The organism is Sodalis sp. (in: enterobacteria), from assembly GCF_047607725.1.
Classification (GTDB): domain Bacteria; phylum Pseudomonadota; class Gammaproteobacteria; order Enterobacterales; family Enterobacteriaceae; genus JBLKSS01.
In genome coordinates, this window is record NZ_JBLKSS010000084.1 from 1 (window position 1) to 14,644 (window position 14,644).

12 protein-coding genes and 3 pseudogenes are annotated in these 14,644 nt (G+C 53.1%); 3 read left to right on the forward strand and 12 right to left on the reverse strand.

The window, feature by feature from the left end:
- The 5 genes from pilM to ACMX3H_RS08375 all read right to left on the reverse strand — a co-directional run.
- Window positions 1-400, reverse strand: a 400-nt coding sequence (gene pilM / locus ACMX3H_RS08355; protein ID WP_415210478.1) for a type IV pilus biogenesis protein PilM, incomplete at its 3' end; no start/stop codon positions are given.
- 45 nt (window positions 401-445) lie between these two features.
- Window positions 446-1,612 (reverse strand): shufflon system plasmid conjugative transfer pilus tip adhesin PilV, encoded by a 1,167-nt coding sequence (gene pilV / locus ACMX3H_RS08360; RefSeq protein WP_415210479.1) that lies wholly within the window; start codon window positions 1,610-1,612, stop codon window positions 446-448.
- 89 nt (window positions 1,613-1,701) lie between these two features.
- Window positions 1,702-2,610, reverse strand: coding sequence for an ATPase, T2SS/T4P/T4SS family (locus ACMX3H_RS08365; RefSeq protein WP_415210480.1), 909 nt, complete (start codon window positions 2,608-2,610; stop codon window positions 1,702-1,704).
- Window positions 2,611-2,619: 9 nt separating this feature from the next.
- Complete coding sequence (locus ACMX3H_RS08370; protein WP_415210481.1) at window positions 2,620-3,123, reverse strand: type 4 pilus major pilin; 504 nt, start codon at window positions 3,121-3,123, stop codon at window positions 2,620-2,622.
- Between the two features lie 73 nt (window positions 3,124-3,196).
- Window positions 3,197-4,267, reverse strand: coding sequence for a conjugal transfer protein (locus ACMX3H_RS08375; protein WP_415210482.1), 1,071 nt, complete (start codon window positions 4,265-4,267; stop codon window positions 3,197-3,199).
- A 145-nt stretch (window positions 4,268-4,412) separates the two neighbouring features.
- On the opposite strand from ACMX3H_RS08375, the gene ACMX3H_RS08380 reads away from it, so the two are divergent.
- From ACMX3H_RS08380 to ACMX3H_RS08390, 3 genes and pseudogenes are all read left to right on the forward strand, one after another.
- Complete coding sequence (locus tag ACMX3H_RS08380; protein WP_415210483.1) at window positions 4,413-4,784, forward strand: hypothetical protein; 372 nt, start codon at window positions 4,413-4,415, stop codon at window positions 4,782-4,784.
- 337 nt (window positions 4,785-5,121) lie between these two features.
- Window positions 5,122-5,346, forward strand: coding sequence for a hypothetical protein (locus tag ACMX3H_RS08385; RefSeq protein ID WP_415210484.1), 225 nt, complete (start codon window positions 5,122-5,124; stop codon window positions 5,344-5,346).
- A 371-nt stretch (window positions 5,347-5,717) separates the two neighbouring features.
- Window positions 5,718-6,331: pseudogene (locus ACMX3H_RS08390) on the forward strand (LysE family translocator).
- Between the two features lie 49 nt (window positions 6,332-6,380).
- Here ACMX3H_RS08390 and ddlA read toward each other — a convergent pair.
- The 7 genes and pseudogenes from ddlA to ompC all read right to left on the reverse strand — a co-directional run bounded on the left by ddlA (window position 6,381) and on the right by ompC (window position 14,001).
- Complete coding sequence (gene ddlA, locus ACMX3H_RS08395) at window positions 6,381-7,502, reverse strand: D-alanine--D-alanine ligase (protein WP_415210485.1); 1,122 nt, start codon at window positions 7,500-7,502, stop codon at window positions 6,381-6,383.
- Between the two features lie 180 nt (window positions 7,503-7,682).
- Window positions 7,683-8,224 (reverse strand): annotated as a pseudogene (gene pagP, locus ACMX3H_RS08400) (lipid IV(A) palmitoyltransferase PagP).
- A gap of 1,063 nt (window positions 8,225-9,287) precedes the next feature.
- Window positions 9,288-10,248, reverse strand: a pseudogene (cbl, locus tag ACMX3H_RS08405) (HTH-type transcriptional regulator Cbl).
- 227 nt (window positions 10,249-10,475) lie between these two features.
- A complete protein-coding gene (locus tag ACMX3H_RS08410) occupies window positions 10,476-11,480 on the reverse strand; it encodes an ABC transporter substrate-binding protein (RefSeq protein ID WP_415210486.1) in 1,005 nt (334 codons plus the stop codon).
- A gap of 100 nt (window positions 11,481-11,580) precedes the next feature.
- Window positions 11,581-12,198 (reverse strand): glutathione S-transferase family protein, encoded by a 618-nt coding sequence (locus ACMX3H_RS08415; RefSeq protein ID WP_415210487.1) that lies wholly within the window; start codon window positions 12,196-12,198, stop codon window positions 11,581-11,583.
- A gap of 256 nt (window positions 12,199-12,454) precedes the next feature.
- On the reverse strand, window positions 12,455-12,703 hold the full coding sequence (locus ACMX3H_RS08420) for a hypothetical protein (protein WP_415210488.1): 249 nt from the start codon (window positions 12,701-12,703) through the stop codon (window positions 12,455-12,457).
- A gap of 191 nt (window positions 12,704-12,894) precedes the next feature.
- Window positions 12,895-14,001, reverse strand: a complete 1,107-nt coding sequence (gene ompC, locus ACMX3H_RS08425) for a porin OmpC (protein WP_415210489.1) — start codon at window positions 13,999-14,001, stop codon at window positions 12,895-12,897.
- Window positions 14,002-14,644 lie beyond the last annotated feature (643 nt).

The window sequence follows — 14,644 nt, forward strand, 5'->3', positions numbered from 1 at the left end:
GGACGCACGGCGGGCGGGTCAATTCCCCGGAAGGCGTATTAATCCCGTTGCGATAACCACTGCCAATCAGCGAGGAATTCCCTGTTCGCATCAGCAACGCCGACAATAATGCAGGACGGTTTGCTGTATACACATATCCCCGGCCACTATCGATACAGGCGTGGACACGTTTGTTTTTTTCCAGCCAGGCGGAAAGTATCAATTTATCCGTCACCTCGCCCTGAACGGCGGAATTTGTCTGTAAATACCTGTCCAGACCGTCCGCGTAAAGAAGAAATGTCGTGGTGAGTGCCTGAATCTGAATCGCTTCCGTGGTATTTCTGTGTGCACTATCAATCTGGCTTATCTGAAAAACGGCAAGCGCTGACATCACCAGCATAAATGCATAGCTGACGTTCATAATTTATCACCTGGAATAAAAAAAGATTCTCTTTACGAGAGACACTTAGTGGCAACAGGTAATCACATAAGCGGACTCTTCATTCTGATGGCCCACAAATTGCAATCCCGAAGCATACCAGCCAGCAGGACAACGATATTCCCTGAAGTCACGCCCCCACCAGTTTCCAACCTGCTGACACTCACGCTGCTCCAGACTTCCCCCCGACGTCCAGCGTCCATTGGTGCAAGACAGTAACGCCCCCTCTGAAGTGCGTCCTACCAGCCCGTTAGGGCCACATCCCGCACCGGGTTGCGCCGTACCATCCAGTTGCAAATATTCACCGGTAGACAGACGTCCATCGGCCCGCACACGCCCGCCTTTAAGCTCACCAGAGGTATAGATGGACTTGCCGCCAAATGCCCTGATCCACGTACTGTCCGTCATATGAAAGCCGCCGCCCCATTTTTCCGAATACCAGCCGGAATCCCCGGTCGTTCTGAACCAGCCGCCGGTATAGGTTTCGCCACTCGTGCGCGTGGTTTTGGCCTTCACCGTGTCGCTGGTGTTAACCTCCCTGGCGCTGACCGTTCCCGAGGCCGACAGGTTGTTCACCGCATTCACATCATTTCCACCCATATCCAGCGCGGTAGACATGGTATTCAGTTCAGGGTGACCCGGCACCGCCTTCCGGTAGAGGTAATCGTTAACCATCGCGCCATTGGCGTAAAAGCCCGCCATTACCACATGCCCCTCGCCGGGATTAAAGCCGCCAAACGCCGACAGCTTTTCCGTCCAGGCCCCCAGTGCACCTTTTGCGACATTCCCCTGGATATAACCGCCGCTGGCCCCGATATAGCCCGCCAGCTTGCGCGCCTGGCTAAGACTGAGACGGGTACCGCCGGTTAAAAACGTCATACTGTGAAATTTGTTTTTCTCTGGCTGATAAATTAACGTTTTGTAAGTACTGGAATAATTGTTACGGGCAGAAAAACCAGCGGGCAAATACCCCGCCGTCACCAGCATCGGCACCGTCAGCGTATACCCCTGGCTGGGCGATGATGCCGCACCGATAGCCGCATAATTATCCGTAATATATTTATTCACCGCCGCTTCAACCCGCCTCGCCTGGGACGCCGCAATATTCATCCTCACCGAGTCCTGAAGGCTATACGCCAGCGGCCCTATCACAATGGCCACCATCACGATAACAACCAGCACGGCAATACTCACATCAGTTATCTGCCAGAGACCTTTTTTTAATCTGACCATCGTCTGCGTCCTTTAAGTAAAACGATACCGAATGGCCCCAAACTGATCGTTCAGCGATTTAAGCTCGCCCGACGCATCTTGGCCTGGATAACATCCCGTGTCGTCGCGCATTTAATATTGAAACCCACCATATCGACATGATAACCGGCAATTTCATCCGCCCTGATAATCGGCGTCAGCGTCTGCCAGGTCACGATATACAGCGATTTGGCAATCATGGCCTTGGCATGATGGTTTTTCTCCTCACACAGAATGCTGTATTTTTCTATCGCCTCAATCACTGACGACGCATGAAGCGTTGCCACCACAAACATGCTGAGAGAGGCTTTCAGGACTTCGTGGGCCGTCTCACCATCACGGATCTCCCCCAGAAGAAAGGTGGTCGCCCCCATCCTGAACGCTTTTTTCGTCGCCGAGGCATAGCCTTCACGCTCGCCGACCTCCAGTTGAATACAGCGCCCGTTGCCGTGCTGTCCCTGTAACAGGGTTTCTATCGGATCCTCAATCGATACCCCCAGCAAGCCGGTCTGCCGGATACGCTGGCTGACCACCGAGGCCGCCGTGGTGGTTTTTCCCGCCCCCATCGGCCCGGAAATCAATACCAGCCCCGTTTGTTTCACATCGTTCACCGAGCGGATCAGATCGCTTGAAAAACCGATTTTATCAATGGGCCGTATCCCGTCCGGGGTCTGGCGAATAATAAAGGTTTCATTATCCTGCAAATCATTCGCCACCGTGACGCGGTAACGGCGGTCATCATGATGCACCGCGTATTCTGCTCTGCCGGTCTGTTTGTACACCTCGCTACAGCGTTTCTTTAATGCCTGAATATCGTCCTGCAATCCGGCGGGTGCCGGGACCAGCGCACGGCCCGCCCCGGTCATGCCTTTAATTTCGGCATAGTCACTGCCCAGATAAAGATCGACGAATCCCGCGTCAGCCAGTCTGGTTACGTTCATGGTCACCACTTAAGATTTGGTGGTAAAGACAACCGTATTGGCCTCGCTTGAACAGGCCGTTTTAGCTGCCACCGCCGTCACTTCGCCGGTCAGTGTAGTGCTGTTAATTTTGGTTGATTCCAAATCAGCGGTACCCACCCCTTTAGCCAGCCCGATACAGGCTTTTTTTGATAATTTGGTGCTTGAGACGATAAAGCCAACACCGTTCCCCACCACGGTAATCACGCCACCGGATTTGTTATAGATTTTTCCTCTGCTCACCGTCACACTCGACGGAATAGAGCCGCCCGCAATCAGGGCTGGCACATAATCCTCTGTGCCGTAACCGTTGGAAGAAATCATGCCCCGTGTTTCCATAATGATATTATTGACCAGACTGACCTCGCTGGTTTTACTCACGTTTCCCCAGACGACATAGGCCACTCCCGCCACTAACGAAAGCAGAAAAAGCCCAATCGTGATTGAAATGCTGGAATCAGTGATATTGACAACACCATTTTTAATGGTTTTCATAATAACATCCTTAAATAAATAAAAGCAAAGCAGCCCATCAATGGCTTGACAGACATTTACCGATAGAAAAAATTTAAATATGAAATTCGCGTTGAATTAAATCATACATAATAGCGATAATGGCACACAGCCCAATACCCGTTGCAAACATACAGAAAAACTTAATGCGTTCACCTGTTTTTTCCACACTGCATATGGTCTTTTCCAGCCATTTATCACCAAACTGTTTTAATGACCCCTCCTTATTGGCCGTGTCAAACAGACTTTGCATCTTGATTATCGCCTCCTCCCCCGGAAAGTCGTATCCGGTAATATCGAGCGCGTGCCAAAGATTCTCTTCACCTCCCGATCCCATCGCATTCAATGTGGCCTGAAGCCGCTCATTAAGCCAGGCGGACGCGGACGCCGACAGCATCTTTTGCACCGCCTCCTCAATGGGGATCCCCGATGACAGCATGGCGTCAACATTAAGAATAAAGGTCGCCCCATACAGATTTTTATACAGTGACCAGGGCGGATACTTATCCGCATGAAACCGGAGGTTACCCGTCCAGCGCGGCAATGATTTCATTATCCCGTAAGCCACCATCACCATAAAGAGCAAGGCCAACAGACTGTAGTCGGTGAGAAACACATACAGATAATAAATACACATCTGCGCCGTGCTCCATTCCGATAGAGGAACGGACTGCTTCAGAATAGGCACCAGAAAAACACATATCATGCTGATGATCCCAAACATCAGCGACAATAGATACAGAGACACCGTCAACGAACTTCGGATGGATTTCTTTATCTTGTCTGATGCTTGCACAATGCGTATGGCATTCAAAAAACCGGCAGGCAGCCGGTTAGCCGCATCACAGGAATCAATCACGCTCAGTTCCTGCGCGGGTATCCACTCTCGCATCGACTCAGCAAGCGAAAAACCGTTAGCAACGTTCCCCAACCATTCTCTAACGATTAACGCAACCGGATGATTAGGCTGTTTTACCCTCCTCGTATAGTTCAATATCAGTTTTTCAAACACGTTTTCAATGCTAATCCCGTCCAGCAAGTATTGTCTGACATTATCGTAAATTTCAATTCTGTCATCTGCTGAAAAGGTTAGCTGGTAAATTCTGCGATGTAATTGATTCATCATTCACCCAATAACAGTAATATATATCGACATACCAGTTGTCAGATAAAAAGACTTATGGAAATGAGTTATTTCCCTCTATCGATAAAAAAAGCGATACAATTATATTCTATCGAAATATTTTCATTGCCATGAGATGCACGATAAAATGAAATTTACCCAATACTGGTGTTGCTTTCAAAAAAGCACAGCAAATGACTTTATCGAAGATGAATGTCACGGTTTTAAATACAACCCATTCTCGTTAGAGAAATCAGTGAATACTCCAGACAATAAAAGAAAACCAACATTAAAAATAGACACATTAGAAACAGTTAAAAACACGCCGATTGAATCAAGAAAATTCACCATTACAGATAGCGCGACTGTTATCACAGAAAGCATTTACGGCGAATTCATAACGCCCCCGACGCCGCACTCTACCCCAGAAAGCATACCCGCGGTTATCGGTTTTATACCAAAGCACTTGACAAAAAAAATAGAAAACTTAAACACAAAAATATTAATGAACAAATCCTAAACGATAGAACCATAATAGACTCAATTTTGGATAAGATTCAAAAAAACTCAATATTTGGCCAAGACTTTGACGTAAACGCCCCGTGGAGGACGTCTTGAATTATTGGTGGGTTTGTTGTATGAGACAGTAAACCTACGTTACACGCTTATGCTCATTGCATTTTCACATTGTATTGATTTTAATAATTTTTATTTCCATCCCGGTTTGAGTGATATGAAATTAGTGGTTCTGATGTTTGTGATAGTGTCCATTAAAATTTAAGTGGACACTATCATCGCCGGATTATCCATGATCTGACAGCCGTCCCTTATAGGATGCGGGTTCACTAGGCATCGTAGTGGAACATATTCTTATTGGGCTATACAACAAACCCACCAATAATTCAAGACGTCCTCCACGGGGCGCTTACTTTTTTGCCGCCATCGGCCGCTTTGATCCTGCCTCCCTTTCCACCCATGACGATGACGGTGTCGTTTTGTTGACCGGGCCGGGTGAACGCGGACCGGTGGATACGCATAGCCGGCCACCGTTGGTGTTCACCGGGGAAAGCGCGCGGCAATGACTTGATCCCGCACTCGATAAGGATGACGCCTACGAGCTGGCGGAGACCCGCGCGCTGCCGCCCACGGCCTTTGTTTGGCACCCGGTTTCCTCCGCGGTCGGGAATATCTACAATGACAGCTCGCAACTTATTCAGCCGATTACCGACCCGGTAATCTAACGTCGCGCGCAAGGTCGGGAGATCAGATGCTGCTATTGGAATTTTTCGCACAATTGATAGAACTGGCGCACCGGCTATTCCACTGAATGTGGGCGCGGTCTGTAGGATGAGCAAGGTGAGACTGGGGCGCTTGGCTGGCGCCTAAAAACTGCTTGTGTACCTCCGCCCGCGCTTTTATGCTGGGACTCTTTTTTGTCTGGCGAGAGAACAGGATGTTACTTACCTCATCACTGCTGCTATTTTCCGCCATCTGCCTGGTGCTAACGTTGACACCGGCGCCTGATATGCTGCTCATTGTATCGCGCAGCCTCAGCCAGGGACGCGGAGCCGGTTTCGCCACGTTCGGCGGGATTATGGCTGGCACCTATTGCCATGCGCTTGCGGCGGCGTTTGGGGTGTCGCAGCTGTTTCTAGCGGCGCCGCTGGTCTACCAGCTGGTTCGGGGCGCCGGCGCGGTCTATCTGCTCTATCTGGCATGGAAAATGATTTGCCGCCGTGAAGGTGCGGCATCGGTGGCGGTCGCCGGCCGCTGGGGACGATATTCCGCCAGGGCCTCATGACCAACTTGCTTAATCCCAAGATGGCGTTGTTTGTTTTGGCGCTATTTCCGCAGTTTGTGCAGCCGCAGGCGGGATCGGTGGCGCTACAGATTTTGCTGATGGCCACGGTGCTCAATGCCATCGGATTGGTGGTGAACGGGGCCGTGATCCTTTCCGCCAGCCGTATTGGTCGCAGCCTGCAGGCCCCCGATCATCGCGCGCCGCAGTGGCCGCGCTATTTGTTGGCCTCGGTGTATGCCGGTCTGGCCTGCAAATTGGCGCTCTGAGGCCGTCAGTAGCCTCTAAAGGAAAATGGCCATCGGCCGCGGCGGCGCTTTATTGGGGCGTGACCGGGCCGCTTAGGGTCAGCGAGCTGGCAAGCGTCTGATCCTGCCGGTAGCGCGCCAGCGCCAGTTCAATTAGACGGGTGATGAGGTCGGTATAACTCAGGCCGCTCGCCTGCCACAGTTTTGGATACATACTGATATTGGTAAAACCCGGTAGCGTATTCACCTCATTGACCATCACCTTGCCGTCCGGGGTCAAGAAAACATCCACCCGCGCCATGCCAGCGCAGTTGAGTGCGGTGAACGCCTGTAGCGCGATGCGCCGGATTTTATCGCTGACGGCCTGGCTGATGTCGGCCGGTACCACCACCTGCACGCCCGTTTCGTTGATATATTTGGTGTGATAGGAATAAAAACCGTCGCTCAGCACCACTTCGCCGCACAGACTCGCCTCGGGCGCGTCGTTGCCCAACACGGCGCATTCCAGCTCGCGGCCGACGATGGCGGTTTCCACCAACACTTTGTGATCGAAGCTGAACGCCAGCGTCAGCGCCTGCTCGAAGCTTTCCCGGTCGGTGACCTTGGAGACGCCCACCGACGATCCCTGATTTGCCGGTTTGACAAACAGCGGTAGCCCGAGGGTAGCGGTTATCTCCTCGAAACGGCTGCGCGCGCGCTGGGCGCGGGACAAGGTCAGAAAAGGCGCCACCGACAAACCGGCGTCGCGTAACAATCGCTTGGTGATATCTTTATCCATGCTGATGGCCGAGCCCAACACGTCCGAGCCAACGTAGGGCATATTGGCCATTCTCAGCAGTCCCTGCAGCGAGCCATCTTCGCCCAGCGTGCCGTGGATGATAGGGAAAATGACGTCGAGCTGAAACAGCGCGTCAGTGCGATCGGCCTGCATCAACTGATGCTGACGACGGCCGGGCAACAAGGCAATTTCCCGCGTGCTGTTATTGAGCGCGATACGGGCGGGATCATCACCGTGCAGAAGATAATCGGCGACATCATGAAGATGCCAGCTCCCCTGTTTATCGATGCCCAGCAGCACGACGTCAAATCGTTGCCTGTCGATAGCATCGACGATATTTTTGGCCGACTGGAGGGAAACTTCGTGCTCCGCCGAGCGACCGCCGAAAACGACCCCGACGCGTGTTTTAGCCATACCCTGCTCCTCGGAAGTGATCACCCTGACAGGTCAACCGGCCTGGCCCAGCCCGCCGCGGCGGCTCGTCAAGCGCGATGCATTCGGTTGCGCCGAGGACTGCAACCTTGTCCGAGTATACAAAGCCGCCGGGCGGGAGCAACCGCTTTTTATCGCGAAGGCATCTCGGTGGGACCCGCGTCAGAAACGATAACGCAGCCAGGCAAAGAATACGTTGCCATTGTTATAGGTACCGGGGATATAGGTGGCCTGGAACGTCAGTTGCTTATAACCGACCGAAGCCAGCGGCAGCAGCGCCAGTACGGGGATGTATTTCCAATTATCCCGCGCCGTTACGCCGGCGGTAAAACCGGCGCCAAAGTGGATATCCTGATAGCGCTCAAACGGACGCCATTGTTTTTCCCAGGCATAACCGCCGAACGGCTCCCACTTATTGAACAAATCCTTGAACGCCATCACGTAGATGGCGTGCCAGTTTCCTTTCTCGTCATAGCGCGAGATACCATAAGCCGGCGCCCCAGGGCGCGTTCATTGTAGCGGCGAATATGTTCGTCGTCATAAGTAAAACGGTTATGCCAGGTAATGGCCGGCACGTAGAGATCCTGATGGGGGGAGTTACGCCAGGTCTCGGCCACATTCTGCGAAAATTGCTGCCAAAGACCCGGAGACGGCGCCGGCTGGCTGTCGGTCGCCGACGTCGCTGCCGATGCCGCAGAAAACAGACCACACAGACTGATTAACACAATAATACGTTGATAAAGCAACCGCACAACCCACTCCTTACTGACTTTCTTAATGCATCGTCTTTTTCAGCATAGTTAAGGCAAATCACTACCAGAGAAAAAATAAATGAACACATTATATATATGATAACCAAAACGGCCTGTAAACCGCGCGGCGACGACGATCGCATGCCCTGAAAATCGGGCCAGATAATGCCCCCGTTCGCGCTTAATCTTTAGGCGCCGCGGCCCGAAAACGTTTTCACTGAAACCGATTTCAGGCGCGCCCCGCGCCCGGGGGTGCGCGCTTTGCCGGGCACGCCCCATGGCAAGGGTACCATTTAAGAGACATCAAGGAACATCATGACCACCAGGGGAATACGCCTGATGAACTGAATCATTGCCGCGGGCCGAAGGAAGATACGTCGCCAGCACCGGCCGCGCCGCAGCCAAGATCAAAGGGGTGGCGGAGAACGTGAATACGGCCCCCTATGACATCGGAGGGCGGCGCGCGCGCCCACAGGGTACGTCACGGAACGTCCCCACGCCATTGAGGGATAAAATGCGCGGCTTTTAATCAAAATGGAAAGCCCATCACAGCCTCAAGCACAGGTCGGGTCCATGATATTGATAAGGAAACGAAAGTGATAGCGCGGAGGTGATGTTATGTATACCAACGATATTGCTTTTTTGATTGGACTGGCGCTGACCATCATCGGTTTTGTGTCGGTGATGTATGCTTAGCGGCGCGCGTTGTGACATGGCGTGACAGAGAAGCGCACCGACGACCTTTCCTGTACTCCCTCTTGCGAGGAGGTAAGTTGCCGATGCGCTTTTCTGCTGGAAAAAAAGCCCCATCGTGTGGGGCATACTGCGTTTATCCTTTCCGGCGCTTATCTCCGGCACTCATGAGGGGGCCCATGGCGTTAGCTTTGTAAAGGATGTGGCGATTATAAGATTAGTCCGAGTTTATTTACAATGATAATTATCACAATACCTGTGATCCCTGGCCGCGTCCGTTAACATTATTTGCCGCCAGGCCCAACCCCGTTCGTTAAACGCTCTAAATCTGATAATCCAGCGCGGCGGCGGGCGCGGCGGTGGCAAATACCGCCTCTTCTATTTCGGTCAACGACAGTTGTGGGTTGCACAGTTGAATGAAGCGCCAGGCATATTTACGCTGCAACTGGCCCCGTTTCACCCCCAGCCAGACGGTATTAGCCTCAAACAGATGCTCCGCGCTCAGGCTGACCAGGCCGGTATCCCTCGCGGTTGTAAGACATATCCGCCAGCAGGCCCACCCCCACCCCCAGCCCGAGTTCGACATAGGTCTTGATAACGTCTGAATCCTGAGCGCTGATCACCACTTCCGGATGCAGCCCTGCCGCCTGAAAAGCCACATCGATTCGCGATCGGCCGGTAATGCCGTGCCGATAAGTAATGAGCGGGTAGCGGCTCAGGGTCTCAAGGGTAAGCTGCGGTGCTCGGGTCAGCTCGTGATCTTCTGGCACCAGCACCGCGTGATGCCAGTGGTAATAGGGAAATGCCGCCAATTGCTCTTCGGTCATCAATTTCTCGCTGGCGATACCGACATCTGCATCGCCGGATTGCAGCATGGCGACGATTTCCTCGGGGCTGCCCTGATTAAGCACCAACCGCACCCGCGGATACAGTTCGCGAAATTGCTTAATGACGCCCGGCAGACTGTACCGCGCCTGGGTATGGGTGGTGACGATGGAAAGTTCGCCGGAATCCTTATTGGCAAACACATCGGCAATCCGGCGAATATTATTGGCCTCATTGAGAATGCGTTCAGCCACCGACAGCAGCGTCTTGCCCGGCTCCGTCATGCCGATCAGACGCTTGCCGCGGCGGATAAAGATTTCCACCCCAAGCTCATCTTCGAGCTCACGGATATGACGGCTGACGCCCGATTGCGAAGTGAAAAGCATGCTCGCAACATCGGTCAGATTATAGTTGCAGCGGGCTGACTCGCGGATGATACGCAGTTGCTGAAAGTTCACGCCTGTTCACTCCTCAATTTTCCTTCGGAGTTACAGTTCTACAAGCGTTGCATATAATCGACAAATAAAAAAAGCGGTAAGTTATACATTTTAATGCTAATCAAAAATTTGGCTTTGTCGATGCACTGACCGCATAACGCGCGCGCTTAACGCCGGGCCGGCGCGAAGGATGACGGCAGCGGCGGCGGGGCGCGCTGCCGAGGGGCTTCAGGCACGGGGCGTTACTCTCATTGCCCCTGCGCTAAATAGGCGTTGGTATAGTACTCATCCACCGTCAGGACGCTTTTCACAATGCCGAGAGAGGTCGCCGCATCCAGCACATCACGCCAGGCTTTATCATTTTGCTTCAGTTGATCGTCGCCGGGCGTGCCCAGCACCTGCATCGTGTCGCGCCATTGGCGTTTGACGAAATTCTCGTCATAAGACTTACTGTACTTGGCGGCGAAGGCGGCGGTAGCTTCATCGGGATGCTCAATGGCATAGCGCAGACTGCGCGCGGTCGCGCGCATAAACGCCTTAGCCAACTGAGGATTCTTTTCCAGCCAGCGTTGATTGCCGGCGAACATGAATATCGGCGTATCCGGCACGCCATGGCGTGTCGCGGGCATAAATTCCGGCGTCTGCTTGCCAGCCACCGCAATTTCCGTCCCTTCGGCGTTGCTAATCCCGGTCGTTGCGTCCACCCGTTTTTGCAACAGCAGCGGCACGGTATCGGCGGCGGCGGCGACCATCTGGATGTCGTCCAGCGTCATGCCGGCGCTTTTTAACATTAACGAGAGCTGCGCTTTGGTCCAGGCGTCGTTATAAATGCCGATGCGCTTGCCTTTTAACTGCGCAAGCGTGACCGGTTGCCCCTCAGGCGTAAAAATGCCCCAGTTATTGCCGATGCCGTAGCGACCGATGGAAATGACCGGCGCCCCCTGCTCTTTCGCGAAGATGATGTCCATGACGGTGGTAAACGCCACATCCGCCCGGCCGGTACCGAGGAATTTCATGGTGTCGGCCACGGTCGGCGGCGCCACCACGTTCAGATCGATGCCCTCGTCGCGGTAGAACCCCTTACTGATCCCCAATGTCCAGGGGATCCAAAAACCATCCGCCACCGGCCATTCCTGTACAAAAGTGACTTTTACCGGCGCCGGAGCGGCAAACGCCGGCGCGCAAAGCCATCCCATCCACATTGCTGCGGCGACGGTAAGAGCTGCGCCTTTCGACAGCCAACGGTTCGCCATAACCTATTATCCTTGTTTGCAACGGAAACATGACACGCCCGGCAGCCTGGCACGCCGCTGCGCCTTTAGTCGGGCAGCGCTCGCTGACAGGCGCTGATACTCACGCCTCCTTTTTGCCGCCGGTGGCGTCAAAGGCCGGCAGCGCCTGACGAAACAGATTGAGCCAGGAGACCAGTTTGGGATAGTGCTGGCGCCAGGCGCCGTCAAAGCGCAAATCCAGGTAGCCCAGCGCGGCGGCAAGGGCAATTTCTCCCACGTGCAGCGTTTTGGCTGCCGGCGGAAGAGTATAATGTAATTCGGCGTAATCGAGCGCGCGCCCCATCCTCTCCTGCTGGCGCGCGACCCACCCCGGGGAACGTTCGGCAGCCGGGCGGTAACGCTCCTCATAGACCACCAGCAGCGCCGCATCCATCAGCCCGTCCGCCAGCGCCTGCTGGCGTAAAACCGCCCAGCGGAAATCGCCTCGCGGGATCACCACGCCGCCACCGGCTTTGTCGTCAAGGAATTCGATGATGACCCGCGAGTCAAACAGCGTCAGCCCCTCCGGTGTGATAAGCGCCGGAATTTTGCCCAACGGATTTTGCTTTAGCAGACTATCGTTGGGATCATTGACGTCCGCCGGCTCGATAATCAGTTGATCGGCGAGGCCGGTTGCCGCCGCCGCCAAAGCGACTTTACGACCAAACGGCGAAGCCGGAGACGTTCTTAATAAATACATAGGGGCATCCTGTCGGCAAAGGGGGAATGTAAGCAGAATAAAGTATGGTTTATCCGAAAGACAATCACAATCCCGAGGCGGCAGAAAACACCTTGGCGCCTGGACGGGCCACGGCTGGGACATGAGGCGTCCTACCCATCGGCACGGCGAAAGCACGAGACGCCGTACCGATCGTTAACATCGAAAACATGAGGCGCCGTAACGATTGACGACACTGAAAGCCTAGGGCGCCATACCGATTGGCAACGCCGAAAGCCTAAGGCACCCTACCTATTAGCACGGCGAAAGTATCAGGCATTGTGCCGGGCGGCGTGACGCCCGCTTGCGGAATCATCCTATTACCCTCATCCACCTCTGTGCCGATAATAGGCGCCTTCCAGGATAGAAGGAGAGCAAAGAGATGATGAATCTGATTTTCATAGCCGTCTTGCTCGGCTTTGCCGTATTTTCGCTGATTAAAGCGGTTAAATAAATGCACAAAAAAGCGCTGATAAATCAGCGCCACCGCTAGTACCCCTGCCCCCATCACGTCACTAATCCCCGCGAGGCAATCCCGCTCGCAGGTATCCCTTAGCCGCAGATCTCCCCGCTCGCGCCGGGCGGAGGCGACGGCGTGTTTTTCTCAAACAGCGGGGCGTGCGGTCACACCGCACGCCCCGTTTTTCACGAACCACATCCTTTGTCGCGACAGATACGTTAGAACATATAGGTCATACCCAATGCAACAATATTGTCGGTGGAGATCTGCGCGGCACAGGTAAAGTCGTCCTTGGACAGCAGATTGATGCGGTAATCGATGAAGGTCAGCATGTTCTTATTGAAGTTGTAGCTGGCGCCCAACTCGAGGTATTTTTTGATATCGTGGCTCTTGCCGCTTTGGTCACCGTCAATGCGCGACTGCAGATAGCCGAGGGAGGGACGCAGGCCGAAATCAAACTGATATTGCGCAACCAATTCAAGATTGTGCGCCTTTTCAGCAAAGCCGTGTAATCCGTCCGAGAAGTTGCCGTAGGGCGTCATATTGCGGGTTTCGCTATACAGCGCCGTCAGGTAGAGGTTATAGGCGTCATATTTCAGGCCGAAAGCGTAGGCTTCAGCCTTTTTGCCCTGATTACGCGCGACGTCCGGCGAACGCTGAGACAGAGTGCGGTTGCTGCTGCTAACTGCAGCACCGGCGGACACGCCGTTACCCAAATCGTAGGTAACGGACAGACCATAGCCATCGCCATTGGCCTCCTGGAGGCCGCGGCCGGTGGTGTCACCCGCCTTGCTGTCGTTTTTGCCCTGGTATTGCAGCGCGAAATTCAGGCCATCCACCATTCCGAAGAAATTGGTATTGCGATAGGTGAGCACACCGTTGGCGCGGCCGGATAGAAAATTATCGGTAACGGTGGTATCACCGCCGAATTCCGGCATCACATCGGTCCAGGCGCCGACGTCATACAGCACGCCGTAGTTCCGGCCGTAATCAATGCTGCCCGCGTCGGCGAACTTAATACCGACGAAACCCAGGCGGGTAAAGGTGCTTTTCGCGCCTTCGCTTTCGGTGGGGCGCAGCCCGACTTCATGCTCCCCGGTACCGAAACCGATAAGCCCGTCGCTAAGATGGGTTTCCCCACGGAAGCCATAACGGATGAAAGAACGATTGCCGTTTTTATCATCATCGCCGGACATATAACGCATGCCATTGAGTTTGCCGTACAGATCCAGTTTATTGCCGTCTTTATTATAAACTTCGGCGGCCCCGGCACTGCCGGCCATCACTATAGCCGAAACTAGTACAGACAGATACTGTAGTTTCATGTTGATACCCTCTATATTTATTATATTTTGCCACTAATAATTTGATATCCGCAGAGGCTCAAATAAAAACGAGCATTCAACAGATCTTGATGTCATTGATAGATCGGATATTGAACTGACCGCAGAATCATACTCGATGGATTTTGACCTTTCAAGCCATATGAACGGCAACAAATAACCGATATACATCATAATGATAAAAATAATAAATAGTAAAAGCGCCTTATTAGTCGGATAATAAATAGTGGAAGTAAAAATAAAATCAATTTAAAAACATGACCTTAAAAAATAAATCTTTATAGACTCTAGGTGATGGTCGCAATAAAATTAGCGATGACCAATATAAGCAAACCGCTTCCCCTGATGACATTCGTCGTTATTTTTTAGCGAGAGTGTGAGAGAGATCGATAATAATACACCGAGCATCAACAATCTTTGCATGTAAAAGTGAAGTGAATGGAACTATATTTAAAATAAATAGTTCACAATAAAATAAATATAGTCACTATTCCATAATCCCGCCCCGCGGCCGCCCTTTCCGGCCAATGTCTTTCCTTCCGGCGTTCTGTTGCGACCCTCCCGGCGCATTATCGCGCGACGCGCGTGAGGTGAGGTGAGGTGAGGTGAGGTGAGGNGANNTNAG